The 26,571-nt window shown below is 58.2% G+C and carries 25 protein-coding genes and 3 pseudogenes; 25 read left to right on the top strand and 3 right to left on the bottom strand.

Going from position 1 to position 26,571, the window contains the following annotated elements:
* The first annotated feature begins 247 nt into the window (after positions 1-247).
* The 9 genes from JKL46_RS20295 (at position 248) to JKL46_RS20255 (ending at position 10,061) form a co-directional block, all read left to right on the top strand.
* Positions 248-1,279 carry an MBL fold metallo-hydrolase gene (locus JKL46_RS20295; RefSeq protein WP_201836583.1) on the top strand — a complete coding sequence of 344 codons (1,032 nt, stop codon included), beginning with the start codon at positions 248-250 and terminating at the stop codon, positions 1,277-1,279.
* A gap of 114 nt (positions 1,280-1,393) precedes the next feature.
* Positions 1,394-2,506 carry an S-(hydroxymethyl)glutathione dehydrogenase/class III alcohol dehydrogenase gene (locus tag JKL46_RS20290; protein WP_201836576.1) on the top strand — a complete coding sequence of 371 codons (1,113 nt, stop codon included), beginning with the start codon at positions 1,394-1,396 and terminating at the stop codon, positions 2,504-2,506.
* A gap of 14 nt (positions 2,507-2,520) precedes the next feature.
* Positions 2,521-3,378, top strand: a complete 858-nt coding sequence (gene fghA / locus JKL46_RS20285; RefSeq protein ID WP_201836574.1) for an S-formylglutathione hydrolase — start codon at positions 2,521-2,523, stop codon at positions 3,376-3,378.
* A gap of 13 nt (positions 3,379-3,391) precedes the next feature.
* Entirely contained in the window at positions 3,392-3,976 is a 585-nt protein-coding gene (gfa, locus tag JKL46_RS20280) for an S-(hydroxymethyl)glutathione synthase (protein ID WP_343074084.1), read from the top strand.
* 95 nt (positions 3,977-4,071) lie between these two features.
* Positions 4,072-4,548 (top strand): formate dehydrogenase subunit gamma, encoded by a 477-nt coding sequence (locus JKL46_RS20275; RefSeq protein WP_201836570.1) that lies wholly within the window; start codon positions 4,072-4,074, stop codon positions 4,546-4,548.
* A complete protein-coding gene (locus JKL46_RS20270; RefSeq protein ID WP_201836568.1) occupies positions 4,545-6,101 on the top strand; it encodes an NADH-ubiquinone oxidoreductase-F iron-sulfur binding region domain-containing protein in 1,557 nt (518 codons plus the stop codon). The genes JKL46_RS20275 and JKL46_RS20270 overlap by 4 nt, the downstream gene beginning before the upstream one ends.
* Before the next feature lie 12 nt (positions 6,102-6,113).
* Positions 6,114-8,957, top strand: a complete 2,844-nt coding sequence (gene fdhF / locus JKL46_RS20265) for a formate dehydrogenase subunit alpha (protein ID WP_201836567.1) — start codon at positions 6,114-6,116, stop codon at positions 8,955-8,957.
* A gap of 37 nt (positions 8,958-8,994) precedes the next feature.
* On the top strand, positions 8,995-9,786 hold the full coding sequence (fdhD, locus tag JKL46_RS20260) for a formate dehydrogenase accessory sulfurtransferase FdhD (RefSeq protein WP_246529425.1): 792 nt from the start codon (positions 8,995-8,997) through the stop codon (positions 9,784-9,786).
* Positions 9,783-10,061 (top strand): formate dehydrogenase subunit delta, encoded by a 279-nt coding sequence (locus JKL46_RS20255; RefSeq protein ID WP_201836563.1) that lies wholly within the window; start codon positions 9,783-9,785, stop codon positions 10,059-10,061. The genes fdhD and JKL46_RS20255 overlap by 4 nt, the downstream gene beginning before the upstream one ends.
* A 132-nt stretch (positions 10,062-10,193) precedes the next feature.
* Here JKL46_RS20255 and JKL46_RS20250 read toward each other — a convergent pair.
* Positions 10,194-10,709 (bottom strand): annotated as a pseudogene (locus JKL46_RS20250) (IS6 family transposase); the annotation flags it as partial.
* A gap of 91 nt (positions 10,710-10,800) precedes the next feature.
* Between JKL46_RS20250 and JKL46_RS36370 the strand changes: the two are divergent.
* Together JKL46_RS36370 and JKL46_RS20245 are read left to right on the top strand one after the other, a co-directional pair.
* Complete coding sequence (locus tag JKL46_RS36370) at positions 10,801-10,935, top strand: transposase (protein WP_281399908.1); 135 nt, start codon at positions 10,801-10,803, stop codon at positions 10,933-10,935.
* 108 nt (positions 10,936-11,043) lie between these two features.
* Positions 11,044-11,922, top strand: a complete 879-nt coding sequence (locus JKL46_RS20245; protein ID WP_281399907.1) for an IS3 family transposase — start codon at positions 11,044-11,046, stop codon at positions 11,920-11,922.
* 122 nt (positions 11,923-12,044) lie between these two features.
* Here the strand turns inward: JKL46_RS20245 and JKL46_RS20240 are convergent, their stop codons facing one another.
* Positions 12,045-12,722 carry an FCD domain-containing protein gene (locus JKL46_RS20240; protein ID WP_201836561.1) on the bottom strand — a complete coding sequence of 226 codons (678 nt, stop codon included), beginning with the start codon at positions 12,720-12,722 and terminating at the stop codon, positions 12,045-12,047.
* A gap of 363 nt (positions 12,723-13,085) precedes the next feature.
* Here JKL46_RS20240 and JKL46_RS20235 point away from each other — a divergent pair, with 363 nt between their 5' ends.
* From JKL46_RS20235 to JKL46_RS20210, 6 genes are all read left to right on the top strand, one after another.
* On the top strand, positions 13,086-14,255 hold the full coding sequence (locus JKL46_RS20235; RefSeq protein ID WP_201836559.1) for a pyridoxal-phosphate-dependent aminotransferase family protein: 1,170 nt from the start codon (positions 13,086-13,088) through the stop codon (positions 14,253-14,255).
* A gap of 34 nt (positions 14,256-14,289) precedes the next feature.
* Complete coding sequence (locus JKL46_RS20230; RefSeq protein WP_201836557.1) at positions 14,290-15,390, top strand: ABC transporter ATP-binding protein; 1,101 nt, start codon at positions 14,290-14,292, stop codon at positions 15,388-15,390.
* 84 nt (positions 15,391-15,474) lie between these two features.
* Positions 15,475-15,870 carry a VOC family protein gene (locus tag JKL46_RS36905; RefSeq protein ID WP_201836555.1) on the top strand — a complete coding sequence of 132 codons (396 nt, stop codon included), beginning with the start codon at positions 15,475-15,477 and terminating at the stop codon, positions 15,868-15,870.
* A gap of 58 nt (positions 15,871-15,928) precedes the next feature.
* Positions 15,929-17,644, top strand: a complete 1,716-nt coding sequence (locus JKL46_RS20220; RefSeq protein WP_246529423.1) for an ABC transporter permease — start codon at positions 15,929-15,931, stop codon at positions 17,642-17,644.
* An 11-nt stretch (positions 17,645-17,655) separates the two neighbouring features.
* The gene (locus JKL46_RS20215; RefSeq protein ID WP_201836554.1) at positions 17,656-19,326 is read left to right on the top strand and encodes an FAD-dependent oxidoreductase; all 1,671 of its coding nucleotides are present in this window, start codon (positions 17,656-17,658) and stop codon (positions 19,324-19,326) included.
* A 27-nt stretch (positions 19,327-19,353) separates the two neighbouring features.
* A complete protein-coding gene (locus tag JKL46_RS20210) occupies positions 19,354-20,355 on the top strand; it encodes an ABC transporter substrate-binding protein (protein WP_201836551.1) in 1,002 nt (333 codons plus the stop codon).
* Between the two features lie 167 nt (positions 20,356-20,522).
* Here the strand turns inward: JKL46_RS20210 and JKL46_RS20205 are convergent.
* Positions 20,523-20,744: pseudogene (locus JKL46_RS20205) on the bottom strand (transposase domain-containing protein); the annotation flags it as partial.
* 36 nt (positions 20,745-20,780) lie between these two features.
* Here JKL46_RS20205 and JKL46_RS20200 point away from each other — a divergent pair.
* The 8 genes and pseudogenes from JKL46_RS20200 to JKL46_RS20165 all read left to right on the top strand — a co-directional run bounded on the left by JKL46_RS20200 (position 20,781) and on the right by JKL46_RS20165 (position 26,571).
* Positions 20,781-21,230 carry a transposase gene (locus JKL46_RS20200; protein ID WP_246529422.1) on the top strand — a complete coding sequence of 150 codons (450 nt, stop codon included), beginning with the start codon at positions 20,781-20,783 and terminating at the stop codon, positions 21,228-21,230.
* Positions 21,227-21,553 (top strand): IS66 family insertion sequence element accessory protein TnpB, encoded by a 327-nt coding sequence (gene tnpB / locus JKL46_RS20195; protein WP_201836548.1) that lies wholly within the window; start codon positions 21,227-21,229, stop codon positions 21,551-21,553. Before JKL46_RS20200 ends, tnpB begins: the two co-directional genes overlap by 4 nt.
* 66 nt (positions 21,554-21,619) lie before the next feature.
* Positions 21,620-22,577, top strand: a protein-coding gene (locus JKL46_RS20190; RefSeq protein WP_281399906.1) for an IS630 family transposase whose coding sequence is annotated in 2 segments (ribosomal slippage) — positions 21,620-21,961 and positions 21,963-22,577 — 957 coding nt in all. Because the reading frame shifts where the segments join, the coding sequence is not laid out codon by codon here.
* Positions 22,578-22,699: 122 nt separating this feature from the next.
* A pseudogene (locus JKL46_RS20185) lies at positions 22,700-23,330 on the top strand (transposase domain-containing protein); the annotation flags it as partial.
* A 493-nt stretch (positions 23,331-23,823) separates the two neighbouring features.
* Positions 23,824-24,666, top strand: coding sequence for a transporter substrate-binding domain-containing protein (locus tag JKL46_RS20180; RefSeq protein WP_201836546.1), 843 nt, complete (start codon positions 23,824-23,826; stop codon positions 24,664-24,666).
* Positions 24,667-24,671: 5 nt separating this feature from the next.
* On the top strand, positions 24,672-25,058 hold the full coding sequence (locus tag JKL46_RS20175; protein WP_201836538.1) for a proline racemase family protein: 387 nt from the start codon (positions 24,672-24,674) through the stop codon (positions 25,056-25,058).
* Between the two features lie 11 nt (positions 25,059-25,069).
* The gene (locus tag JKL46_RS20170) at positions 25,070-25,723 is read left to right on the top strand and encodes an ABC transporter permease subunit (RefSeq protein ID WP_201836536.1); all 654 of its coding nucleotides are present in this window, start codon (positions 25,070-25,072) and stop codon (positions 25,721-25,723) included.
* On the top strand, positions 25,723-26,571 hold the full coding sequence (locus tag JKL46_RS20165) for an amino acid ABC transporter ATP-binding protein (protein WP_201836584.1): 849 nt from the start codon (positions 25,723-25,725) through the stop codon (positions 26,569-26,571). The genes JKL46_RS20170 and JKL46_RS20165 overlap by 1 nt, the downstream gene beginning before the upstream one ends.

Raw genomic sequence — 26,571 nt, 5'->3', positions numbered from 1 at the left:
ACCCGCTGTTCTACAAGGACAACACCCGCATGTTCTACGGAGACGCCAAAGCCAGCATCGACCGGCTCGTGCAGGCGCTCTGAATGCCGAGGCTCCGGTGGTGTGGCTTTTCAACGGGCTGAACTAGTCGAACAAGAACTTTGTCGGGGCATCGGGAACACAGTGCGTAGCCGTGGCGCTCGCCTGCTCAACACGCAGTTTTCGCAAGTGCAAGTCTGACCGATTCAGTTGATAAGGGAGAGAGCAGATGAAGTTTGTGAATAGATCTAAGGCCAGTCGTACGGGTGGTACGTCGCTGCATGCGGTAGCAGCAATGATTATCGGGCTTTCTTTGCTGGGAAGACCAGTCGCAGCAATCGCACAGGAGACCGTCAGCCCCAGAGTGCAAGATACTGGCATGGTTGTGACGCTGTTGGGAACCGGTACGCCACTGCTCAGCGCGCGGCGGTTCGGCTTCTCGAACATCGTGCAGGCAGGTCCGCTTACGTTGATGTTTGACGCTGGCCGTGGCAGCGCGATCCGGCTCGGTCAACTTGGCATTCCCGTCGGAAGGATTGATGCTCTATTTTTGACCCATTTTCACTCCGATCACGTTGTCGGCCTACCGGATATATTCATGACAGGTTACCTCGGCCTCAAATCCCTCGGTGGGCGCCAGACACCGTTGCAAGTCTATGGCCCTACTGGTACCAAGCCCCTCATCGACGGGATCAGACAGGCTTTCTCCGCAGACGCCAAGATCCGTCACAACGACGAGAAACTGAGCTTCGATGCAATGCCGATCGTGGCACATGAATTTGAAGTTGGAGTGGTGTTCGAACAGAGCGGCGTCAAGGTAACGGCCTTTGAAGTTGACCATGGTGAGCACATCAAACCATCGATTGGGTATCAAGTGGACTATGGCGGCAATGCGGTAGTCTTCAGCGGTGACACTAGGCACTCGGAAAACCTAATTTCGAAGAGCCAAAATGCAGATCTGATCATTCACGAGATGGCCGCGGCCCCCTCAGAAACTAACGGCAACCCTGTTTATCAGAAGATCCTTGGGCATCATACGTCCCCCGAAGAGGCCGGTGACGTTTTTGCCCGAGTGAAACCAGCGATGGCGGTCTACTCTCACGCCGGTCGCTTAGCCGGCCCAACAGGTGTGCCGAGTTGGGGCGAAATCATCAAGCGGACACGTAAAAACTACTCTGGTCCGCTGATAATCGGAGAAGATCTCATGCAGTTTTTTATCAGTGAGAACACTGTGGCTATTGCGGTCGGTGGCGCCGACTGAGCCTAGTTGAGTGTGTTCAAATCGCCTCGGGCGGCAGATCGCTCGTCGTCCAGTTCTTGTTAATATCCGCTGTCGTTTGACTAGCGATGACCTTATGCTTGTATGGAGAATCCGATGCAGACACGTGCAGCAGTCGCGTGGGAGGCTGGCAAGCCGCTCACCATCGAGACCATCCGCATCGAAGGCCCCAAGGCGGGCGAGGTGCTCGTGGAAGTCATAGCGACGGGCGTCTGCCACACCGATGCCTATACCCTGTCCGGCCTCGATTCCGAGGGCAAGTTCCCCGCGATCCTGGGCCACGAGGGCGCCGGCATCGTGCGCGAGGTCGGCCCGGGCGTGACGACGCTGAAAGTCGGCGATCACGTGATCCCGCTCTACACGCCGGAATGCCGCAACTGCAAATCCTGCCTGTCGCGCCGCACCAATCTCTGCACCGCGATCCGGGCCACGCAGGGACAGGGCGTCATGCCCGACGGCACGAGCCGCTTCCGCTGCGACGGCGAGACCGTGTTCCACTACATGGGCTGCTCGACGTTTGCGAACTTCACCGTTCTGCCGGAGATCGCGCTCGCCAAGGTGCGCGCGGACGCGCCCTTCGACAAGATCTGCTACATCGGCTGCGGCGTCACCACCGGCATCGGGGCGGTGATCTATACCGCCAAGGTCTGGCCCGGCGCCAACGTGGTGGTGTTCGGCCTCGGCGGCATCGGCCTCAACGTGATCCAGGGCGCGCGCATGGTCGGCGCCGACAAGATCATCGGCGTCGACATCAACCCGGCCAAGGTCGAGATGGCCAGGAAATTCGGCATGACCGACTTCATCAACCCGACCGAGATCGGCGCCGACAAGGTGGTGCAGGCCATCGTCGATCTGACCGGCGGGGGCGCGGACTTTTCGTTCGATGCGACCGGCAACGTCAACGTGATGCGCCAGGCGCTCGAATGCTGCCACCGCGGCTGGGGCGAGAGCATCATCATCGGCGTGGCCGAAGCCGGCAAGGAGATCGCCACCCGCCCGTTCCAGCTCGTCACCGGGCGCGTCTGGAAGGGCACCGCCTTCGGCGGCGCGCGCGGCCGCACGGACGTGCCGAAGATCGTCGACTGGTACATGGAGGGCAAGATCAACATCGACGACCTGATCACCCACACCATGCCGCTCGACGAGATCAACACCGCCTTCGACCTGATGCACGAGGGCAAGTCGATCCGCTCGGTGATCGTGTACTGATCGGGAGCAGGTTGTTGAGTTTCGAGACCGTCTCGCAATCGCGCTGCTTCGGCGGCACGCAGTTCGTCTACCGGCATGTTTCGCAGGAAACCGGCACGCCCATGCGCCTGGCGGTCTTCGTTCCCCCGCAGGCCGCAGACACCAAGCTGCCGGTGGTGTGGTTCCTCTCCGGGCTCACCTGCACGGAGGAGAACTTCACGGTGAAGGCAGGCGCGCAGCGGGTCGCCGCGGAGCTCGGCCTGATCCTGATCGCACCCGACACAAGCCCCCGGGGCGAGGGCGTGCCCGACGACCAGGACGGCGCCTACGATTTCGGTCTCGGCGCCGGCTTCTATGTGGATGCCACCGAGGCGCCCTGGACGAGGCACTACCGCATGCGCTCCTATCTCGAGCGCGAGCTGCCGGGTCTGGTGGCCGAGAACCTCCCGGCCGACATGAGCCGGCAGGGCATCATGGGCCATTCCATGGGCGGCCATGGGGCGCTCACGCTGGCGCTTCGCAACCCAGAGCGCTTCAAGGCCGTCTCGGCCTTCGCGCCCATCGCCTCGCCCATGAACTGTCCCTGGGGCGAGAAGGCCCTGACGAACTATCTCGGCTCCGACCGGTCAAGTTGGCGCGCCTACGATGCCTGCGCGCTGATCGACGGCGGCGCGCGGCTGCCCGACCTCCTGGTCGACCAGGGCACGGCCGACGGCTTCCTGGACAGCCAGCTCAAGCCCCGGCTCCTGGCGGAAGCCTGTGCCCGGGCCGGCCAGCCCCTCACCCTGCGGATGCAACAGGGCTACGACCATTCCTATTTCTTCATCGCGACCTTTATCGAGGATCACCTGCGTTGGCATGCTCAGCGGCTGTCGGTGGTCAATACCGTGTAAGAGGAGAAATGCTGTGACCGAACAACTATTAATCCACCCTGCCGTAGACAGCGGAATTGCGCTTGGAGACTCAAGATTCCGGGGCGGCAAGCTCGTGTGTAAGTGCTCTGACAAGCCCGCCGAAATCGAGGTGCAAGAGAACAGCTCACATAACCATATTTGCGGCTGCACCAAATGCTGGAAGCCTGAGGGCGCACTATTCTCGATGGTTGCTGTCGTACCCCGAGAGAACCTCACAGTGGTTGCCAACGAAGCTAAGCTAAAAGTGGTCGATCCGACTGCGACTATACAGCGGTATGCCTGCATAGGCTGTGGCGTTCACATGTACGGTCGTATCGAAACCAGGGAGCATCCTTTCTACGGACTCGACTTCATCCACACGGAGCTTTCGCCGCAATCTGGCTGGTCGGCACCAGAGTTTGCCGCGTTCGTATCATCTGTGATCGAATCTGGGACGGACCCGAAGATGATGCCTGCTATACGGCAGCGTCTAAAAGAGCTCGGCCTCGAACCCTATGACTGCCTATCACCTGGCTTGATGGACGTCATTGCGGCCCACGTTGCGAAGGCCAAACGAATGGCTCCTACCGTAGATTGAGGGGCAACCGACTGCCTTTGGAATTATGCTGTCGCAACTTGGCGTGTCACATGTAAGTTGAGCAGACTTGAACGAACAAAAAACGAGGGACGGATATGCCAAGATCTACCTCATGGGACGGCACCCGCGCGAGCGAGATCATCGCGGCGCAGGCCTCGCTCGACGGCGCCGCGCTGCCCATCCTCCATGTGCTTCAGGATGAGTTCGGTTACATCGCGGACGAAGCTTTGCCCTTAGTAGCAGACGCCCTCAACCTATCCCGGGCTGAGATCCATGGCATTATCACCTTCTATCACGACTTCCGCCAAGAGCCGGCCGGGCAGCATGTGCTCAAGCTCTGCCGGGCCGAGGCATGCCAGTCGATGGGTGGGAATAAAGTTGCGGAAGCCTTCCTAGCTTTGCTCGGCATTGGCTGGGGCGAGACTACGCCGGACGGCTGCCTGACCGTGGAGGGGGTCTATTGCCTTGGTCTGTGCGCCTGCGCGCCCGCTGCTCTTTATGATGGTGAGCCGTTAGGGCGGCTCGGGTCTGATGCACTCGTTGGTCTAGTACAGGAGGTGAGGGGGCTGTGACGCGCGTTTTCATCTCCGCCGATGCAGCGTCGCTGGCTCTCGGCTCCCGCCGCATCCACGCCTTGGTTCTTCAGGAGGCTTCCCGCCGGGGTGTAGAGGTCGACATCGTGACGACCGGGTCGCGTGGACTGTTCTGGCTCGAACCGCTTGTCGAGGTCGAGACACCCGAAGGCCGGATCGCCTATGGTCCACTCGAACCCACCGACATAAGCGGCTTGTTCGATGCAGGCTTCCTCGACGGGCCGCCTCATCCGCTGCGCCTCGGGCACATTGAGGAGCAGCCTTATCTCGCCAAACAGACCCGCCTGACCTTCGCCCGCTGCGGCATCGTCGACCCGCTCTCACTGGATGACTACCGAGCCCACGGAGGATATGCGGGGCTCCAGGGGGCCTTGTTGCTGGCACCACAGGTCATCGTCGACGAGGTCAGGCTCTCCGGCCTTCGCGGCCGGGGCGGAGCGGGCTTTCCCACCGGCATCAAGTGGGACACGGTCCTGAATGTCGAGGCCGACCAGAAATACATCGTCTGTAATGCGGACGAGGGTGACAGCGGCACCTTCGCCGATCGGCTTCTCATGGAAGGCGACCCTTTCACCCTCATCGAGGGCATGACCATCGCAGGCCTCGCCGTTGGCGCCACCAAGGGCTTCATCTACATTCGGTCCGAGTATCTGCATGCCTATCGAACGGTGAACAGAGCTATTGAGATCGCCACGGCGGGTGGCTATCTTGGCTCGTCGATCTGCGGTTCGGGTCGTGCCTTCACTCTGGAAACGCGCCTGGGTGCCGGAGCCTATATCTGCGGCGAGGAGACATCGCTGCTGGAAAGCCTTGAGGGCAAGCGCGGGATGGTACGGGCAAAGCCGCCATTGCCGGCTCTGCGCGGCCTGTTTGGCAAGCCGACGGTCGTCAACAACGTGTTGTCCTTGGCATCCGTGCCATGGATCCTGGCCCATGGCGGGAAGGCCTATGCGGAGTTCGGCATGGGCCGCTCCCGCGGAACCTTGCCTGTGCAGCTCGCGGGCAATGTCAAGCGGGGCGGTATCATCGAGCTCGCGTTTGGCACGACGCTGCGGGAGATCATCGAGGAGTTCGGCGGCGGCACGGCGACAGGGCGGCCTTTCAGGGCAGTGCAGGTCGGTGGCCCACTCGGGGCCTATTTGCCGGCTTCCATGCTCGATCTGCCCCTCGACTACGAGGCTCTCGCGTCCGCGAAGGGACTGCTCGGGCATGGCGGTATCGTGGTGTTCGACGACAGCGTCGATCTCTCCCAGCAGGCGCGCTTCGCGTTCGAGTTCTGTGCTGCCGAGAGCTGCGGCAAGTGCACGCCTTGCCGGGTCGGCGCCGTGCGCGGAGTCGAGGTCATGGACAGGATCATCGCAGGCATCGAGCCCGAGAAGAACTTCGAGGTGCTTGAGGATCTCTGCACGCTCATGACTGACGCTTCGCTCTGCGCTATGGGCGGGCTGACGCCCGTACCAGTGATGAGCGCGCTCACCCACTTTCCAGAAGATTTCGACAAGTTGCCGCGCCTTTCCGTGGTGGCCGAGTAATGGAGCAGTGTCATGGCTCTCATCAGAGAAACCGATTTCGGTACGCCCATCGCTAAGACGGACAAGATGGTGACACTCACCATCGACGGGCAAGCGGTGTCCGTGCCCGCAGGTACGTCCGTTATGGCTGCCGCTATGATGATGGGCACGCAGATCCCGAAGCTCTGCGCCACAGATATGCTTGAGGCTTTCGGTTCTTGTCGCCTCTGTCTCGTCGAGATCGAGGGACGGCGCGGGACGCCGGCCTCGTGCACGACGCCGACCGAGGAGGGCATGGTTGTCAGCACCCAGACGGAGCGTCTGGCGGATCTGCGCCGCGGCGTAATGGAGCTCTACATCTCGGATCACCCGCTCGATTGTCTGACCTGCTCGGCGAACGGCGATTGCGAGCTCCAGGACATGGCAGGCGCGGTCGGGTTGCGCGAAGTGCGTTATGGCTATGATGGCGCCAATCATCTCGATGCGCCGAAGGATACTTCGAACCCGTATTTCACCTTTGAGGACTCGAAGTGCATCGCCTGTTCCCGCTGCGTGCGCGCCTGCGAAGAGGTGCAGGGCACCTTTGCGCTCACCATCCAGGGACGCGGTTTCGATTCCCGCGTCTCGCCAAGTGGGACGGACTTCTTTGGTTCAGAATGCGTGTCCTGCGGTGCGTGCGTGCAGGCCTGTCCGACCGCGACACTCAATGAGAACAGCATCATCGCTCTAGGGCAGCCGGAGCATTCGGTGGTCACAACCTGCGCCTATTGCGGCGTGGGCTGCTCGTTCAGGGCCGAGATGAAGGGCAGCACCGTCGTGCGCATGGTGCCCTACAAGGGTGGCAAGGCCAATGAGGGCCATTCCTGCGTCAAGGGGCGGTTTGCCTGGGGCTATGCCACCCACAAGGACCGCATCGCCAAACCGATGATCCGCAAGAAGATCACGGATCCCTGGCGCGAGGTGTCCTGGAATGAGGCGCTGACTTATGCAGCGAGCGAGTTCAAGCGAATCCAGGCGAAGTACGGGCGGAACTCCATCGGCGGCATCACGTCCTCGCGCTGCACCAATGAGGAGACCTTCCTGGTGCAGAAGCTCGTGCGTGCGGGCTTCGGCAACAACAATGTCGATACCTGCGCTCGGGTCTGCCATTCCCCGACAGGCTACGGCCTAAAGACCACCCTTGGTACGTCCGCCGGAACGCAGGATTTCGCCTCCGTAGCCGATGCCAATGTGATTGTGGTGATCGGCGCTAACCCTACGGACGGGCATCCGGTCTTCGCCTCGCGTATGAAGCGGCGGCTGCGCGAAGGCGCCCGCCTTATTGTGATCGATCCGCGCCGGATTGACCTCGTGAAAGCGCCGCATATCAACGCCGATTACCATCTGCCGCTCAAGCCCGGCACGAACGTGGCCATGATCAATGCTATCGCGCATGTGGTCGTCACCGAAGGCCTGGTTAATGAGGCTTATGTGCACGAGCGCTGCGATCTAAGCGATTTCGAGAGTTGGGCTCGCTTCATCGCTGATGAGCGGCATTCGCCCGAAGCTGTCGAGGACCTGACCGGCGTTCCAGCCGCAGACGTGCGCAATGCCGCCCGTCTTTATGCGACCGGGGGCAATGCGGCGATCTATTACGGGCTCGGCGTCACCGAGCACAGCCAGGGCTCGACCATGGTGATGGGTATGGCCAATCTCGCGATGGCGACCGGCAACATCGGGAGGCCCGGCTGCGGCGTGAACCCGCTGCGCGGACAGAACAACGTGCAGGGCTCCTGCGACATGGGTTCGTTCCCGCACGAGTTCTCGGGCTACCGGCACGTCTCCGACGACGCCACGCGGCAAATGTTCGAGACATTCTGGGGCGTGCCGCTTCAGAGTGAGCCTGGTTTGCGCATTCCGAACATGCTCGACGAGGCGGTCGCGGGCACCTTTAAGGGGCTGTACATCCAAGGCGAGGATATCGCCCAGTCGGATCCTGACACGCAGCACGTGACAGCGGGTCTCATGGCCATGGAATGCATTGTCATTCAGGACATCTTCCTGAACGAGACGGCAAAATATGCCCATGTTTTCCTGCCAGGATCCTCGTTCCTGGAGAAGGACGGCACCTTCACCAATGCGGAACGGCGCATTAATCGCGTGCGCAAGGTCATGCCGCCGCTCGGCGGCATGGCGGATTGGGAAGTCACCATCGCGCTGTCGAACGCACTCGACTTCCCCATGCACTACCAGCACCCCAGCGAGATCATGGACGAGATCGCCCGGCTGACACCGAGTTTCGCGGGTGTGTCCTATCAGAAGCTGGATCTTCTCGGCTCGATTCAGTGGCCGTGCAACGATGCTGCGCCGAGCGGAACGCCGATGATGCACGTGGACCGGTTCGTGCGTGGCAAGGGCAAGTTCATGATCACTGAGTTCATCCCCACGGAGGAGAGGACGGGCCCACGCTTCCCGCTCATTCTCACGACAGGCCGCATCCTGTCACAGTACAATGTGGGCGCGCAGACGCGCCGCACCGAAAACAGCCGCTGGCACGAGGAGGACGTGCTGGAGATCCATCCGTTTGATGCGGAAAGCCGGGGTGTCCTGGACGGCGATCTGGTGTCCTTGGAGAGCCGCTCGGGCGACATTGCCCTGCGGGCGCAAATCAGCGAGCGCATGCAGCCGGGCGTGGTCTACACGACCTTCCACCATGCCAAGACCGGCGCTAACGTGATCACCACCGACTACTCCGACTGGGCGACGAACTGTCCGGAGTACAAGGTGACAGCCGTGCAGGTGCGCCGCACGAACCGTCCCTCCGACTGGCAGGCCCGGTTCTATGAACAGGACATCACGCTCAAACGGGTCGGGACCGATGTCCGTGCCGCGAAGTAGGAAGGAGCAACTGCCTCTCCCAGCCGAGGTGGCGCCAATGACAGTCGTGTCCTTCGACAAGCAACCTCCCGTGCCGGCGACACGGGCCGTTCCGGGCGAGGTTCCGGTCAATCTCATCTATGGTGGAATTCCATTCGCAGTCATGATGGCGACGCCCTCCGACCTTGAGGATTTCGCGGTTGGATTCAGTCTGACCGAGGATATAATCCAGAAGGTGGGGGAGATCCGTGGCATTCGGATCGAGATCGCTGAGCAGGGCCTGCGACTTGCGATCGACCTCGTTCCAGAGCGGCTCCGCGAACATCTGGCTCGCCGACGTGTCCTTTCCGGGCGAACCGGCTGCGGCCTCTGCGGCATTGAGGATCTCGCTGCTCTGCCTCGGGCACGCCCACCTGTGGGATTGGCTCCAGAGATCCCGCTGGCGTCGCTGCGTACCTCGCTGCCCCTCCTCGAAGGTGCGCAGTCGCTGAACGCCCTCACGCGCGCCGTTCATGGGGCAGCGTGGGCAGGTCTGGATGGCAGCATCATGACTGTTCGGGAAGACGTCGGGCGCCACAACGCGCTCGATAAGCTCATTGGCGCACTATGTCGCAATAGCACCGACCCAAGCAGCGGCTTCATCGTCGTGACAAGCCGCTGCTCCTTCGAGCTCGTCGAGAAGGTCGCCGCTTTCGGCGCCAGAACGCTGGTAGCAAATTCGGCTCCCACCTCGCTGGCGCTAGAGCGGGCCCGCCGTCTGGACATCGCGCTCGTCGGAATTGCCCGCGACGATGGGGTCACCGTATTTCACGGGCTTGAGCGCATTCGTACACAGGACGTTCTTGCATGAACACTGACAAGTTGATCCACAAGGCCAATCAGATTGCGTCCTTCTTTCGGTCCTATCCCGACGATCAGGCTATCACGGGCATCCACGATCATCTCGTCGCATTCTGGACACCCGGCATGCGCTCAGCCCTTGTTGCAGTCACGCGGCAGGACGGCCACAGCATAGACCCACTCGTCGCGAAGGCCTTGATAACGTTCGAGCCAGGTAAGAGTCCTAGCGAGAAAGAGGTCTCTGGCCCAGCAACAATCGGTGACCTCGGCAGCGACGCCGGGTGAGCATCTTTGAGCTTCTTGGCTCCTTCTGGTAATCGTCGAGAGGGCAGCTTGGTCAGGTTCTGTTGCAACTTGAGAATAGGGACGAGAAAGCAGCAGGTTCGTCGTGCCGCCCTCACGCGGCGAGTAGGTGAAAAATTGCTCGGCGAGCGACAACTGCTGCCTGCAGGTATATTTCGCCTGCTGTTTACGCAGCATGTGAACCAACTCGATGCCACCCAAGATCAGGCGAGCACTGTCAGCGGACTTGAAGCCGAGCATCGGACGCACACGGCGCTTGATCGCGCGGTGATCCTGCTCAATGCGATTAGTGAGGTATTGACTCTGCCGGATCCTGATCGGTTTGAGCCTGCGTCTTGAACGGTCCTGCAGCCGGCTCTCAGCATCACACAACAGGATCGCCTCTCGATTGGTCTGGCTGCCGTCGATCACGATCTGCTCGGGCCGGCTGTGCCGCTTGAGGGCCTTGCGCAGAAAGCACTTGGCGGCTGTGAGATTGCGCCGCTCTCTGAACCAGAAATCAACCGCGTCATTGGTGTTGTCGATCGCCCGGCAAAGGTACGTCCAGCGATCTCTGACGTTGATGCATGCTTCATTGACGTGTTACTTGCCGGTAACCGCTCGCTTGCGTGCATTGAAGCGTTCCATCAACTCGGAGGAGTTGGGGTGACATGGGCGACGCGGTCCAGGCATAATTTTAGTCTGGTCGGCAGATTTTCTTGGGGGCTCAAGGAGGTTTGTCATGGGTAAGAAGCAGTTCTCGGTTGAGCATATCGTGGCGGTGCTGAAGCAGGGGGAGCCGGGCCTGCTGGTAGCGGATCTCATCCGGCAGGTCGGGATCTCGGAGCAGACTTGTTACCACTGGAAGAAGCAGTAGGCGGGCCTTGAGCCGGACCAGGTGCGCGAGCTCAGCAGGTGGTCGAGGAGAATGCCCCGCTCAAGTGGATGGTGGCCGAGCTCAGCCTCGACAAGGCCGTGCTGCAGGATGTGCTGTCAAACAAGTTCCCCGGCCCGCGCTCCTGAAGCAGGTGGTGCGCTACGTGCAAGCGTCCCACGGCTACAGCGAGCGGCGGGCCTGCGCCCTGACGCGCAGTGTCGTTCGACCCAGCGCAAGCCGCTGATCGGGGATCCGCGTCTCGAGCTGCGCCAGCGCATGCACGAGATCGTGCGCACGCGGGTGCGCTATGGCTACCGGCGCGTCCACATCCTGCTCAAGCGCGAGGGCTGGACGGCCGGCCGCAATCTCGTCTACCGGCTCTACCGAGAAGAAGGGCTGGCCCTGCGCAGCAAACGTCCGCGGCGGCGCAGGATGGTGGTGCAGCGGCAGGCGCGGTGCCAGCCGAAGCGACCCAACGAGGCCTGGAGCCTCGACTGCGTCCACGATGCGCTCAGCACCGGCCGGACGTTCCGGGCCCTGACGGTGATGGACGTGTTCACCCGCGAGGGGCTCGCGATTGAGGTGGGGCAGCGGCTGCGCGGCGAGCACGTGGTGGAGGTGCTGAACCGTCTGGTGCGTCAGCGCGGAGCACCGCAGTACCTGTTTGCCGACAATGGCGCCGAGTTCACCGGTCACCTGGTCGATCTGTGGGCCTACCACCATGGCACCCGGATGGACTTCTCGCGGCCCGGCAAGCCGACCGACGATGCGCATATCGAGACCTTCAACGGCAGCTTACGGGACGAATGCCTGAACCTGCACTGGTTCGAGACCATCGCTGAAGCCAAGCGGATCATCGAGGCTTGGCGGAGGGACTACAATGAGAGCCGTCCTCACATGGCACTTGGAAACAGAACGCCGCAGGAATATGCTGTGCGGATAAGCCCTTCGCCGCAGATGCAGGGCTCAGAAGCCGGCGAAAACTAACGCTCGGCCTGGACCACCAAACTCAAGCGCTTCAACCTTCACTCCATCAACATTCCAGCCGGACCATTTCATGGGGGCGTGTCAGTCGGCACTGCATGAGAACCCTTCTAAGCCTGAACGTGCTATAATTCAGACCGAACGGACGCGGCTTTATTCAATAAATGCTGCCTAAGCAATTCTCCTAATCTTTCCCCGTCTTTATCCACGAAAGCAGTGAGTATTTCTTTGTGCTCTTCGAGCGCTGTCTTCCACCGCCCGTGATTCAGATTAGCTTGATAGCGGTATCGTCGGAGCTTAACATTCAACCCAAGATAGGTGCTCTCCAGGATAGAGTTTGCACTTAAGTGAGCAAAATGAAAATGGATCTGCTGGTTCAACTCAAAGTAACGGCGCAGGTCCGCAATTTTGAAGCAGTCTTCCATTTCTGATTGCCAGTTTGTCAGCAAAGTCGCATCCGCGTCAGTGGCATTTTGGGTTGCCGTTCTCCCAATCATCAACTCTAGATGAGCCATGACGTCAACGATGGCATCAAAGTCCTGCCGACTTAGCGGTGTTACCATTGCTCCGCGGCTCGGTAAAAGCGTTACAAAGCCCTCTGCAGCCAACACCTTGAACGCCTCTCGAAGCGGCGTGCGTGATATCCCAAGTTCGTCGCAGAGGACGCGTTCATTTAATCGCTCCTCAGGCCGAAATCTGCCGCTGTTAATATGTTCACGTAGCGCAGACAGGACTTCCGAGTGAAGGTCCTGGCGAACAATCCTGCGTGGCTCCCTGCTTACCTCAAGTTCTTTATCCTGCACGTGACGCTCCAAAAATATCGACTACGGCGATCTAATTCAAGGCGCAGGATAAGTCATTCGAAATTACGAATTTTGCATTCAAAACCGTTGACATTTGGATACCGCTGGTATCTCTATTGATGGAAGTCGATGGGGGGAAGCTACTTGATACCCTGTTCAAGGTATTAAGACGTGGTCACAGAGCTAATCATTCGTACAACGGCCGATAATAACGTCGGGCCGCTCGGTTCGAGTAGCTACTTATTCCGACGCAAGCCTACTTGAAGAGCCAATGTCCCGGTGCCGGCTGCCTAGAGCTAATAAGAGCCTGTTGGATGAGGGGCACGGAACGGCTATCGCTATTAGACTTGGAAGGGTTAATGCATGGGTTATCAGGCTGGTTGGCAGTTTCTACAGATCCCAGGTCCATCGAACGTACCGCGTCAGGTGCTTTCAGCTATGTCCAATCCTACGATTGATCATCGAGGGCCAGAGTTCGCCAGTCTAGCAACAAGCTTATTTCCAAGACTAAAATCGCTTTTCGGCACAAAACACAATGTCGTAATATTCCCCTCATCTGGCACGGGCGCGTGGGAAGCGGCTTTGACGAACGTTTGTTCGATGAATGATCGGGTCGTGATGGCCGAAACGGGCCATTTTTCAAACCTCTGGTATGACCTAGCGCTCTCTCTTGGCTTCAAGGCTGAGATATTGAAAGGGAACTGGGGGTCCGGAGCAGATCCAAAGGTAATCCATCGCCGGCTGCAAGAGGATGCAGCGCATTCGATCAAAGCTGTATGTGTTGTCCACAACGAAACATCGACGGGCGCGACCACAGACATACGGTCTGTGCGCCGGGCAATCGACGATGCATTTCATCCCGCACTGCTAATTGTAGATACTATTAGTTCGCTAGCCTCGCTCCCATACGAACACGATGCCTGGGGAGTGGATGTCACCGTCGCTGGCTCACAAAAAGGTCTTATGCTGCCTCCGGGCTTAGCATTCAACGCCTTCGGCTTGAAAGCGGAGGAGGCTACTTCGAAAGCTAATTTCCCTTCGTCTTACTTCAACTGGAAGAATATGGAACGAACGGAGTCTACCGGCCAATTTCCTTATACTCCGGCTACAAACCTTCTCTTTGGACTCAAGGCGGCGCTGGATCTTCTTGAGGCTGAGGGTTTGCAAAATGTCTTTAAGCGCCACGCTAGGCACGGCCGCGCGACACGCGCAGCGGTGACTGCGTGGGGACTCGAAATACTTTGCCAGTCCCCCCTTCAACAGTCCGACGTCTTAACGGCAGTGAAAATGCCGGATCCCTTTAGCGCCGATGCTCTTCGCACTGACATCTTAGACAGATTCAACATGCCTTTAGGAAGCGGTCTCGGAAAGCTCTCGGATAAAGTCTTTCGAATAGGTCACCTCGGCTACATGAATGACCTTATGATGATCGGAGCGATCGGCGGGATCGAGATAGGGCTTGCAGGGATTGGGCTAAAGCTTGCCTCAAGTGGCCTTCAGGCAGCAGCGTCGGCACTGTCAGATCGTAGCTAGCCTATCAAAGTGAGGCTTGGTCGGAGGGATAGAGATGTCGAGGGTCATAATCGACCGGGTTTCCAAGAGTTACGGTGCCCACAAAGCGGTACATGAAATCAGCTTGTCGGTTGATGATGGCGAGTTCCTTACCCTCTTGGGCCCCTCGGGATGTGGGAAAACCACGACTTTACGAATGATCGCTGGCCTCGAACAGACATCACATGGTCGCGTTATCATTGGCAACCGAATAGTTGATGAAGTCGAAAATGGGGTCTGGGTCCCACCTGAACGCCGCGGGTTGGGAATGGTTTTTCAGTCATATGCCATTTGGCCTCATATGACGGTATTCGATAACGTCGCCTATCCGCTGCAGGTTCGGCGGTGGCCGAAAGACAAAATAAAAGTGCGGGTCCTTGAGATCCTAGAACAAGTTGAACTAAGCAATCTTGCAAAACGATCGGCTACCGCCCTCTCCGGCGGGCAACAGCAAAGAGTAGCAATTGCGCGCGCGTTGGCTGCAACTCCAGATGTCCTTCTTCTCGATGAGCCATTAAGTAATTTGGACGCTCGGCTAAGAGCTCAAATGGGCGAAGAACTGCGCAAACTCCAACAGAATATGAAGGTCACGACAATTTATGTCACTCACGATCAGGCAGAAGCGTTGGCTCTTTCTGATCGCGTCGTGCTGATGAGTGAAGGCAGAGCAATTCAGTCTGACAGCCCTGCCAACATCTATCACCGTCCAATCAATCGCGCTGTTGGGAATTTTTTTGGAACCCCAAATTTTTTCGAGGTCGCGGTGACAAAATGCGACAAAACCGGGACGAGCGACTACAGGCTAAGTGTATCACTTGACGGATGGGAGACCGTAGTCGTCTCACCGGAGGCTCGCAGTGTGGGTGATCAAGTCACCTTAATGATACGGCCGGAGTCACTGATGATTTGTGACGACGCAAGGCACCGTCCTGGCACTAGTCAGCTCCGCGGCCACGTTCGAAGCTCTATCTTTAAGGGCCCAACTTCCTCGGTAAGTGTGCAGTTCAATGAACGCCTGATTAACGCGGAACTGCACTCCCGTGACATTCCATCGGAGGGAGCCCCGATCCTACTCGGCGTCTTGCAGAGCGAGATTTGGGCGCTGCCAAAGATCTAATCGCGGCGGCGGATACGATACCGCTTTCGCAATGACTGAACAGAGCATGACGACTCAGGCTGACGCCCAAATCGGGAGATTAGAATGCATTTAGATCATATACACATCTATACCTCAGATCCTGCGAACGTAGCTAGCTGGTTCTCATCTAATCTCAACGGACGCGAAGTATGGTCTCGGCAATCCGATGATGTGTTGAGGGTTGACGTTCACTTTCCAGGGGCTAGCCTCGCAATATCTGCAGCCCCTCCGCATATCGATGATAAAAAGTCCAACGGCGGTGGCGCTGGTATCGATCATCTGGGTTTCAAGGTCGAAGACGTTGATCACACCTACCGTGAATTAATGAAACGAGGAGTGGAGTCTTTGCGACCTCCACGGACTCCGAGACTGGGTGTTAGGAGCGCCTTGATTAAAGGACCCGAAGGAATAGTGATCGAAATCTTCCACCGCAGCGCAAACGATTACAATGCCGCATGAAGTAGGGCAGGCTGCGCGCGCTGCCTGAGACGCCCCCGCAAAGACGAAGCGAGCATCAATGAGATTTGCAGCTCAACGACCAACATCAATGTATCGATCGTCAAGACTGGCCTTCTTCGGCACTTTATTGGTGATACTCATTCTCTGTGGTTTAGCGGTGTACCCGCTATCAATGCTTTTTTACGGAAGTATCCATTCCACCCCGCCCGGCATTGTTGGGGAGTTCAATTTGGGAGGATACGAGCGTGCGCTGTCCACCTCCACTCTGCATGTGGTTTTCACAACGATCAAGGTCGCTGTGATCAATACTATTTTATCCATGCTAATTGCGACGACCCTTGCATGGATAATAGCTCGTACTGACGTGCCGTATGGCGGCGTGCTCGAAGTACTTATTTCGCTTCCATTTTTTCTTCCGCCAATCCTGACCGCAATGGCATGGGGGATGCTGGGCAACCCAACAGTTGGCAGCATCAACCTAGCTTGGCGTTACATTACTGGCTCCGACACTGCAATAGTCAATGTATACTCATATGGAGGTGTTGTCTGGCACATGATGCAGCACAGCATCCCATTTATATTCCTTCTTTTGGTGGATGCCTTCCGAAATATTAACTCTTCCTTCGAAGAGGCAAGCCGTATGTCGGGCGCTTCGCCAACTCGAACTTTGTTCAAAATCACACTAATGCTTGCCCTTCCGGCAATTTTGAACGCGGCGACCCTTACGTTGATCGTGAGCATCGAATCGTTTGAGTCAGCGTTGATATTCGGCCTAAACAGTGGCGTAAACGTCATCACCACCGAGATATATAGCGCTCTAAACAACGAAGTTAGCCCACAATACCAATACGGCACGGCACTTAGCTTCCTCGTGATGGTGTCCCTATTTCTTATAATTCTGATTCAGAGGGCGATCCTCGGCACCCGCAGCTACCAGTCTGTGACCGGGAAAGGTTTTGGCTATACTGTCAGTAAACTTGGTAAGTGGCGGTGGATACTCTTCTCTTACAGCATGGCCTTCTTCATGATTTCGGTTGTAATGCCAATCTCGCAGCTTTTAGCTGGCTCATTTTTCAAATTCTTTGGTTTTTACAAACTCAACATGCTAACCATGGAAAATTACTATGCTGTCTTCAGGAACCGAGCGCTACATGAAGCGGCGGCAAACACGTTTATCCTAGCATTTGCTGGCGCTACTGCTGCTATGATTCTGAGTGCGGTAATTGCATATATTTCCGTGAGAACGAAGCTGCCAGGTAAAAAGGCTGTAGAGCTGCTAGCCTGGTTGCCATTTCTCATGCCCGGCATTGTCCTTGCTATCGGCTTCCTTTGGGCATTCACGATGTTGCCTGGACCGATACAGATTTACGGAACGATGTGGGCATTGTTGATCGCATATATCACGCTCCGACTTCCGATTTCGGCTAGCGTAATGAGCGCTGCTTACTCTCAACTCTCATTCGACATCGAAGAGTGCTCACGGGTTCACGGCGCAAGCTGGTGGCGTACACTTTGGCGGATCCTAATCGCTTTAACTTGGCCATCGTTTGTTGTGGGGTGGGTTATTGCTTTCTCTGGCATCATCCGCGAAGTGAGCGCTTCCGTTCTACTTTATTCCACACAATCAGAGGTACTTTCCGTGTCTCTGTTGAAGCTTTGGTCTAGAGGGCAGTCTGAGCAAGTTGCTGTCATCGCTCTCGGGGTCATGACTGTAACGGTAATCCTGAGATGGGCGCAACTAACCCTCCTGAAAAAGAATTCGCTGAGCGCCTGAGGAGAGTTTCAATGAAGTTTCCACACGTGCAAACAAGAAAAGTAGATTTGGTTATTGTCGGTGGAGGACTTGGTGGAATTGCCTGCGCCATCTCCGCTTGCACCCTTGGGCTCAAAGTCATACTGGTTGAGGAGTTGGATTGGCTTGGCGGTCAATTAACATCTCAAGGTATACCGTTAGACGAGCATCTTTGGGTCGAGACGCTAACGATTTCTAGAAGTTACACAAACTTCAGAGATAGAGTCAGAAAATACTACCTAGACAATCTCCCGCTTTCGTTTGAGGGAAGGAAATTTCCTATAAATCCTGGCCGTGGCGCGATCACGAGCTTATGCCATGATCCTCGTGTAGCCGTGCGTGTATTTGATGACATGTTGGCCCCACACGAGTTCAACGGCAACCTGACGATCCTTCGCAATTATCAAATCAGGGACGCACATGTGGCGGGGGATAGAATTACGGCAATCGATGTTGTGAGCAAATGTGGCGAGCACTCGTTTGAGCTTTGCGGTGCAATTTTCGTAGACGCGAGTGAGACCGGAGAACTGATAGAGAAGGCTGGTATAGAACACGTAACTGGTGCTGAAGCGGCCTCAGAAACTGGTGAACTCCATGCTTTAGATCAAGCAGACCCTTTAGATCAGCAGGGGTTCACCTGGCCATTCGCGGTCGATTATATTAACGGTGAGGATCACACGATTTCCAAGCCTTCCCAGTACGATTTCTGGCGAGAATATAGGCCTCTCCTGTGGCCTGGACCGCTACTAAGCTTCGAGGTCCTTGACCACCACAAGCATACCTCTGCCGTGTATCCTCTCTTTGATGGAAATTCCGATAGCCCTCTGTCGATGGACTTGTGGCATTTCCGTCGTATTGCTGCTCGAAAAAGTTTTGAAGAGGGCTATCTCAAGAGCGATATCTCAGTGATGTGCGGTTACCAGAATGAATACTGGTTGAAACCGGCTATTGGCGTGCCCCCAGAGCAAGGCAAAGTAGCACTTGAAGAATCTCGCCAGCTAAGCCTGTCGTTTCTTTATTGGCTGCAAACAGAGGCTCCTCGTCACGACGGGGGCTATGGCTATAAAGGTCTGAGACTCCGCGGCGACGCCCTGGGGACCTTAGATGGGCTTGCCAAGCAACCTTACTTTCGAGAAGGCCGCCGCATAAAATCACAGTTTACGCTCCTAGAGCAACATATCGGCTTTGATGCTAGACCAGGAGCCACGTCCGCCGAGCACTTTCGAGACAGCATTGGACTAGGTTGTTACCGCATAAATATACATGCAACTAAGACACGTGATGTGATAGACATCCCTGCGTTTCCTTATCAGTTGCCTTTAGGAATGCTGCTTCCAATCCGCATGCAGAATATCCTGCCCGCTTGCTGTAAGAGTGTCGGTACCACGCGTGTAACAAATGGGTCCGTCCGGCACCATCCCATTGAGTGGTTCATTGGAGAGGCCGTCGGCGCTCTGGCAGCCTACTCCGTAGCAAATTCACTGATCCCCCATCAGGTGCGGGAAGATCAGGTTCATCTCACTCAATTTCAACGAACCCTGAATGACTTAGGGATCATTTTGCGCTGGCCAGCCTTTGAGATGAGGGGAAGTCACATTTTAAAGACAAGTTGGGCCGACTACTTTCACCGGGGACATGGCCCCAATCACATAGGATACATCTAAAACTGCAACAAATCATCGGAGGAAAACATGATCAAATACCTTGTGTCGATCGCGATAACCGCTTTGACCGCATCTGTAGCATTAGGCGACGAAGCGGGATGGGAAAGAACTGTCACAGCAGCTAAAAAAGAAGGCTCGGTTGTATTATATGGTGGATTAGCTGGGGCGGAACAAGAAGAAATCATTCGGAACTTTGAACGGCAATACGGTATCAAAGTACAGTGGTTTCAGGCGAGGCAATCTGAAACTAATACCCGCATTCGATCCGAGCAAGCTGCCGGCAGATATGTGGCAGACGTTTTGCAATCTGCAAAAGTAGTTGTTGACGGCCTCGCGGAAGAAGGCATCGTCTCAAGCCCGTCAGAAATTCCAAATCAACATCAGCTTCGTATTGCAGTTCAGCCTAAGCAGGGGCTTCCAACGCTGATGCTCACGCATGGTATTTTGGTCAATACTGATCTTGTCTCCGCCGATCATGTGCCGAAGAAGTGGTCTGACCTGCTTGATCCCTATTGGCGTGGCAAGGTCGTGATGGACGATCCCACAGCTGGAGGTGCAGCGATAGGTTTGTTCGAGGCCGCCTATGAGAAATTCGGTAAACAATTTTGGATCACCTTGGCCCAAAGCAAGCCAGATCTAACCGTAAACAATCGTGAGGCTGAGCGCCAAGTCGCCAGAGGTGAATATTCTGCATACTTCCCGCATATGCTTTCTTACGCACTCAAGCTTGATGGACTTCCGGTAAAGTGGGTGGTGCCAAGTGAGGGCGCAATTTTTGCACAGTTTGATGCTGCCGTTTTCAAAAATTCGCCGCATCCGAATGCTGCTTTGGTTTTTATCAACTATCTGCTCGACAAGAAGTCGCAGCTTGCATACGGAAATGGTGGATACGTGCCGGTAATCAATGGCTTGGAAAACGAGCTGAATCCGTCTGTTCGGGACTTAGTTCCCACGAAGTTTCTGGGAACAAGTACTCGTGAACGTTACCCCTTTATGATCTCCGAAGCGAAAGGACTCTTCGGGAAGTAAGCGAGACATTGCCTACCGAGTTATCTGAATTGATGGGTTAGCCCGTTGGAAGAGATATCTTTGGGCGTCGCAAGAAAAAAGTTGGCCGCTGATAAATGGCGACCAACTTTCTCTCGACTTGAGATCCGCCTCCCTGAGGCGGATCGTAAGCGCATAGCTGACGCCGTTCAAGGGCGATCATTCCACGGCATGAGAGCGTCGATCTCGCGGTTGGGCCATCCGTTGCCGATGCGCTCAAGAGTTTGGGTCAGCTAGGCATGTGGATCGACGCTGTTCATTTTGGCCGTGGCCAGAAGGCTGGCAATCGCCGCCCATGTGCGCCCGCCGCCATCGGAGCCGGCGAACAACGAGTTCTTGCGTGTGATCGTCTGAGGCCGGATCGCGCGATCACGCGTAAGCGGTAAGCTGACCGCGTCTGGCGCGGCATGACGGGATACACGATCTTTCCTGACACAGAAAAGGAGCTTTCGGTGTCAGTTTCTATGTCTGCGCCTATGCCTGATGATAGAAGTTTCCATGTCCTGGAAGCCATCCCCAACCGCCTGGAGGTTGCTCCCGACCGGCCCCGCCGGCGCTGGTCGACACAGGCCAAGACGGCTCTCATCGAGGAGATTCTTAAGCCTGGCGCCAATGCGTCGGCCATTGCACGGAAGGTCGGAATTGCACCGGCGCAACTGTTTGGCTGGCGCCGCACGGCGATGCAGGCTGGTGTCGTTCAAGGCGAACCCCAGGAGCGGCGGCTCGGATTTGTCGAAGTCACGCCAACGTCCGCCTCGATTATGGAGATCGTTGTCGCTGACGTGGTGGTTCGCGTTGCCGCTGATGTTGACCAGAACCACCTGGTCAGAATCCTCCGAGCGGTGCGTCAGGCATGATCCCGGCCGGCGTGAAGGTGTTCCTGGCCAGCCATCCGGTTGACTTGCGCAAAGGGCCAGACGGCGTGCTGGCGCTGGTGCGCGAGGCCGGATCCGATCCCTTCAGCGGCGCTCTTTACGTCTTTCGGGCCGAACGGGCGGATCGCGTCAAAATTGTCTGGTGGGATGGCACCGGCCTCGTCCTTTACAGCAAGCGCTTGGAGAAGGCGCACTTCTGCTGGCCGCGCATTGGTACGCATCTGGTTCAGCTCAATCATGCTCAGCTCCTCGCCCTGGTCGATGGCATTGACTGGACGCGGGTGCACGCTAGAGCATCGGCCTGAAAATTCGACTCCCGGGTTTTGGGCCGGCGCGATCCGTGATTCACTTCGTCGGACGGGAGGTGGATCATGGGTCATTGCTATTCTCTCGATCTTCGCGTGCGGGTGGCCGACTTCGTCGAGGCGGGCCATACCTGTCGGGCGGCAGCCGAGCACTTTGACGTCAGCGAGAGCTTCGCCATCAAGCTGATGCAGCGTCAGCGGCAGTCCGGCTCCCTCGCGCCGGCCCGCCAGGGTCGCCCGCCCGGAGGCGGCAAGCTGGTGCCCTATGAGAGCTTCCTGATCCAGACCGTCGAGGCAAGGCCGGCCATCACGATGCCTGAACTCGCGGCTCGGCTGCTGGAGGAACACGGAGTGATGGCGGCCCCCGCCATGCTCTCTCGCTTCCTGTGCCGATGCGGCTTCTCATATAAAAAAATGCCTGATGGCGGCGGAGTGCGCACGCGCCGACGTCCGGGATGAGCGTCGGGTCTGGCAGACCCACCGTCAGCCGCGCATGCGCCAACAGCCGCACCGCTTGGTGTTTCTGGATGAGACCTACGTCAACACCAAGATGACCCGCCTGCGGGGGCGCTCGCGCAAAGGCCAGCGGCTGCGCATGAGCGCTCCCTTTGGACACTGGAAAACGCATACCTTCCTGGCCGGGCTGCGCTGTCATGAGCTGAGTGCGCCCTGGATCATCGATGGCCCGATCACTCGATTGGCGTTCGAGGCTTACATCGAGACGCAGCTCGCGCCGACGCTGCACGAAGGTGACGTGGTGATCCTCGACAACCTGGCGGTTCACAAGAGTGAAAAGGCCGCGCAGTGTCTGAAGCGACGCGGAGCCTGGTTCCTGTTCTTGCCGGCTTATTCGTCCGATTTGAACCCAATTGAACAGGCCTTCGCCAAAATCAAAGCCCACCTGCGCAAGGCCGAGGCCCGAACGTTCGACGCGCTCTGGCGAGCGCTCGGGAGCATCTGCGATTTGTTTGAGCCGCAAGAATGTTGGAATTACCTCAAAGCCGCCGGCTATGCGTCCGTTTAACCGTCCGATGCTCTATGACGGTCAGGGCTCCGCAGTCGGTCGGATAGTTGTCCCTGCGGCATGACGAATCAGTGCTGGAGAGCCGCTTCGGCAGGCTCCTCGATCATGATCTGATGGGCGCAATGACGGCCTATGATTCCGCCCTTCTCGATGATATCGACACGCTCAAGGCGATGGTGCGGCCATGGCCGAGAAGACGGCGCTTCTGGAACAGCGCAATGCTCATCTTGAGCAGGTGAACCAAGGCGCCGAGGAGCGGATCGCGCGGCTGGTGGGGATCGTCAAGATGCTCGAGCGGGCCCGCTACGGCACCCGATCCGAGAGGCTCGGCAAGGATTGCCTGACGGACGACCAGTATGCCCTCGCGCTCGATGAGATCGAGACCGGCGTGGCCGACCTCGAGGCCGAGAGGGAGACGACAGCGGACGCCCGACGAAGAGGGCGCCGCGCCCGCGCAAGGGCTTTGCGGCGCATCTCGAACGGGTCGAGGTGGTGATCGAGCCGGACGATCCTGCGGGCTGCGACGGGCTGGAGCGGATCCGCATCGGTGAGGATGTCTGCGAGCGGCTGGATGTGACGCCGGCGAAGTTCCGGGTGAACGTCACGCGTCGGCCCAAATACGTCTACAAGGGCCGTGACGGCGTCATCCAGGCCCCGGCTCCTGCTCGGATCATCGCAAGCGGCGTCCCGACCGAGGCGCTTTTGGCCCAGATCGCGGTGGCGAAATACACCGATGGCCTGCCGCTGTACCGCATGAATCGGCCGCCTCCAGAAGGAAGGCGCCAATACTGAGCCGCGAGCTCGACCGTGTTCCATTGTGTCCGTCATACTGCCTTGATGCGTCACGCATCGCCTGGATTTAGTCAACCTTCCACGCGCGGTCGTAGGTTCGGCCCCCAGTACATGGGCCTATCCAACCCTTGCTGAACAGCTTGTGCGACGGCCGAAGCGCCCCCTGTCATCATTTACCTGTAAAACAAACACATCTGAACAGACCTCTGTCGTTAAGGATCGCGCCATGCTTGCGCTCACGGTCCGTCGTACAGTTTGAGCGACTAAGCCGATGAAATGTCTAGCGTTTTGCGGGGCCGTTTCCGCGTCCAATTGCTAACGCGTGGATCTAGTGCCTTGCCGCGCGACATGGGAAATCGCGCAGCAGTGCGTAATTTTGACTTGCGTCATTGGGCTTAATTGATATGGTTCATTCTCTAAATGACATAATTCATTTCTAACCGAGGGGACCTCGATGAACCGCTGGTATAACGCAATAGCTGCAGCCGTCCTGGGCGCGGCGACGTTGGTTGGCCCGGCTTCCGTGCCAGTACGGGCCGAAGATCCCTCCCTGGTGCTCGATCGCATCAAGTCGAGTGGGAAGCTCAAATTTCCAGTCATGGTTGCGGAGGAGCCGGGCTACATCAAAGATCCGCGCACCGGCGAATGGGGTGGCTTCTTCGTCGACTGGGGCAAGGACATTGCTGGACTGCTCGGCGTCAAGATCGAGTACGTGGAGACGACTTGGGGCAATCTCGCCGCCGACTTCCAGGCCGGCAAGGTTGACCTCGCAGTGGCGCTGAATCCCAATCCCCGTCGTGGTCTCGTCGTCGACTACGTGCCAGGCTCCATCGTCGACGGCATCTGGGCCCTGATCGCGCGTCAGGGCTACGCACCGAAGACCTGGCGCGAGATGGACACCAAGGAAGTCCGCATCGCCGTGCAGAAGGGTGGCACCATGCAGGTCATCGCCGAGTCGGTCATCCCCAACGCCACGATCGTCGTCGTTCCCACGCGCGACCAAGCGATCCTAGAGCTTCAATCAGGCAGGGTCGACGCCATCATCCTCGCCGACCAGGATGCCGCCCTGCTTGATTCCAAGGGCGTCGGGAAGGCCGTGGTGCCCATGCCGGTGTTGCGCAATCCCTCCACCATTGGCATCCGCCGTGAGCCGGGCAACGAGGGCTTTGCGAACTTCCTCGCCAACTGGATGTCGCAGCAGAATTCGCTGGGTCTCTCCTGCTCCCGCATCACGCGCTACATGCTCGAGCGCGGCATCGACATGAAGGTGGTCCCCCAGTCCGGCAAGTACTGCTGACCGTCATGCGCAAGAACCGTCGCTTCTCTGTCATCAACAGTCAGACCACCGGTCGCCCGACTTCTTCGATCAGGGTGGGGATTGCCCTGCGGCGCGGGCAATCCGTTCACGACCGGTGGTATGACTTCAGCGCCGTGGACGATGGATTGAGGACGCATCTGCTACTCGAGCCGCACGGGCAGGCCACCATGACGGTACCAAGGCCTGTGCCCTGCCACGCTGAGAACATTCTGGGTGTGCCCCTCGCAGTCACAGTCGCGTGCCCGGCTGAGGCCAAGGACGGCCAGCCCACCGTGAGCCGCGAAGTGCGTGGCATGACTCATGTCAGCGTCCTTTCCACCCTCGTGCTGGAAGCGGACGATCCGCTGCCCGCCGGCTTCCATCCCGGCTGAGGGAGAGCACCGTGAAATTCGACCCCTCCATTGTCTTCAGGAACTGGGACCTGCTGGCCTACGGCCTGCTCATCACCCTGCAATACACCGTCTATACCTGCGCGATCGGCCTCGTGATCGGCCTCTTCGTGGCGCTGCTCCAGCTCACTCCCTGGCGGCCATTGCGCTGGATCGGTCGCATCTGGGTGGAGTTCTTCCGCAACATCCCGCTGCTGGTGCTGCTCCTGTGGACCTACTACGCCATGCCGATCTTCCTCCAGATCCAGATCAGCAAGGAAATGGCTGGCATCCTCGGCCTCGGCTTCTATGCCAGCGGCTTCTATGCCGAGATCCTGCGCGCCGGTGTCCAGTCCATCGACCGTGGCCAGACCGATGCCGCCATGGTGCTGGGCATGAGCTACATCCAGCGCATGAAGCGGATCATCCTGCCGCAGGCGCTGCGCCGCATGGTACCGCCGTTGGTGGGCCAGACCATCATGCAGCTCAAGAACACCACGCTGCTCTCGGTGCTGACCATCCCCGATCTCCTTTACCAAGCAGGTTACATCTCCAGCACCACCTATCGGCCGATGGAGGTCTATACCGTGATCGGCATTCTCTTCGTCCTTATCCTGTTCCCCCTCAGCGCCCTTTCGCGGCGGTTCGAGCGCAAGGAGGCCGTATGATGACCGCAACATCCGAAGACGTCGTACTGAGCGTACGCGGCATCGAGAAGTCCTTCGGTTCCCAGCATGTGCTGCGTGGCGTTGATCTCGACGTGCATCGCGGCGAGGTAGTCTGCCTGATTGGCGCCAGCGGCTCGGGCAAGACCTCCCTACTCCGTTGCATGAACCTGTTGTTGGAGCCCGACCAGGGCGAGGCCGTCATTGAGGGCGCGCCGCTGTTCCGCCACACGAAGGCAGGGCGGCTGAAGCTGTCCAGCGCGCAAGTCAGCGCCGTGCGCATCAAGACTGGCATGGTGTTCCAGAACTTCAACCTTTTCCCCCACCGCACCGCGCTGGAGAACATCATCGAAGCCCCGCTCGTGGTGAAGAAAGAGCCCCGCGCCGCAGCCGAGGCGCGGGCGCGCGAACTCCTCGCCCGCATGGGACTTCCCGACGCCGGGCACAAATACCCATCACAGTTGTCGGGCGGCCAGCAGCAGCGCGTCGCGATCGCCCGTGCGCTCGCCATGCAGCCCACTATCATGCTGTTCGACGAGCCGACCTCGGCGCTGGACCCCGAACTGGTGGGCGAAGTGCTCTCCGCCATTCGCCAGCTCGCCGCTGAAGGCATGACCATGGTCATCGTCACGCATGAGATCGGCTTCGCCTATGAGCTGGCCGATCGGGTGGTCTTCATGGACCAGGGCGTGGTCGCCGCCAGCGGCCCTCCACGCGAACTCCTGCTGTCGGGTACCAACCCGCGGCTCGCGGCCTTCGTCAGCCGCTTCACGGAACAGGCTCGTCTCCTCAGCCCCCTCGTGGCTGCGGCGGCGGCACCTTCAACCACACCTCTAGCAAAAGGAATGTAG

It is taken from the genome of Microvirga zambiensis WSM3693, from assembly GCF_016735695.1.
Classification (GTDB): domain Bacteria; phylum Pseudomonadota; class Alphaproteobacteria; order Rhizobiales; family Beijerinckiaceae; genus Microvirga; species Microvirga zambiensis.
The sequence above is the reverse complement of the archived record's forward strand: the minus strand, read 5'-3'. Positions and strand labels throughout refer to the sequence as shown.

Excerpts from the sequence above, each read along its gene's own strand:
- JKL46_RS20165 (WP_201836584.1), top strand. The coding sequence starts at position 25,723 with ATGACCGCAACATCCGAAGACGTCGTACTGAGCGTACGCGGCATCGAG.
- JKL46_RS20200 (WP_246529422.1), top strand. The coding sequence starts at position 20,781 with ATGACGGGATACACGATCTTTCCTGACACAGAAAAGGAGCTTTCGGTG.
- JKL46_RS20235 (WP_201836559.1), top strand. The coding sequence starts at position 13,086 with ATGGGTTATCAGGCTGGTTGGCAGTTTCTACAGATCCCAGGTCCATCG.
- JKL46_RS36370 (WP_281399908.1), top strand. The coding sequence starts at position 10,801 with ATGGGTAAGAAGCAGTTCTCGGTTGAGCATATCGTGGCGGTGCTGAAG.
- JKL46_RS20230 (WP_201836557.1), top strand. The coding sequence starts at position 14,290 with ATGTCGAGGGTCATAATCGACCGGGTTTCCAAGAGTTACGGTGCCCAC.
- JKL46_RS20295 (WP_201836583.1), top strand. The coding sequence starts at position 248 with ATGAAGTTTGTGAATAGATCTAAGGCCAGTCGTACGGGTGGTACGTCG.
- JKL46_RS20210 (WP_201836551.1), top strand. The coding sequence starts at position 19,354 with ATGATCAAATACCTTGTGTCGATCGCGATAACCGCTTTGACCGCATCT.
- JKL46_RS20215 (WP_201836554.1), top strand. The coding sequence starts at position 17,656 with ATGAAGTTTCCACACGTGCAAACAAGAAAAGTAGATTTGGTTATTGTC.
- JKL46_RS20275 (WP_201836570.1), top strand. The coding sequence starts at position 4,072 with ATGCCAAGATCTACCTCATGGGACGGCACCCGCGCGAGCGAGATCATC.
- fdhF (WP_201836567.1), top strand. The coding sequence starts at position 6,114 with ATGGCTCTCATCAGAGAAACCGATTTCGGTACGCCCATCGCTAAGACG.
- fdhD (WP_246529425.1), top strand. The coding sequence starts at position 8,995 with ATGACAGTCGTGTCCTTCGACAAGCAACCTCCCGTGCCGGCGACACGG.
- tnpB (WP_201836548.1), top strand. The coding sequence starts at position 21,227 with ATGATCCCGGCCGGCGTGAAGGTGTTCCTGGCCAGCCATCCGGTTGAC.
- JKL46_RS36905 (WP_201836555.1), top strand. The coding sequence starts at position 15,475 with ATGCATTTAGATCATATACACATCTATACCTCAGATCCTGCGAACGTA.
- JKL46_RS20255 (WP_201836563.1), top strand. The coding sequence starts at position 9,783 with ATGAACACTGACAAGTTGATCCACAAGGCCAATCAGATTGCGTCCTTC.
- JKL46_RS20175 (WP_201836538.1), top strand. The coding sequence starts at position 24,672 with ATGCGCAAGAACCGTCGCTTCTCTGTCATCAACAGTCAGACCACCGGT.
- JKL46_RS20220 (WP_246529423.1), top strand. The coding sequence starts at position 15,929 with ATGAGATTTGCAGCTCAACGACCAACATCAATGTATCGATCGTCAAGA.
- JKL46_RS20180 (WP_201836546.1), top strand. The coding sequence starts at position 23,824 with ATGAACCGCTGGTATAACGCAATAGCTGCAGCCGTCCTGGGCGCGGCG.
- JKL46_RS20290 (WP_201836576.1), top strand. The coding sequence starts at position 1,394 with ATGCAGACACGTGCAGCAGTCGCGTGGGAGGCTGGCAAGCCGCTCACC.
- JKL46_RS20245 (WP_281399907.1), top strand. The coding sequence starts at position 11,044 with ATGTGCTGTCAAACAAGTTCCCCGGCCCGCGCTCCTGAAGCAGGTGGT.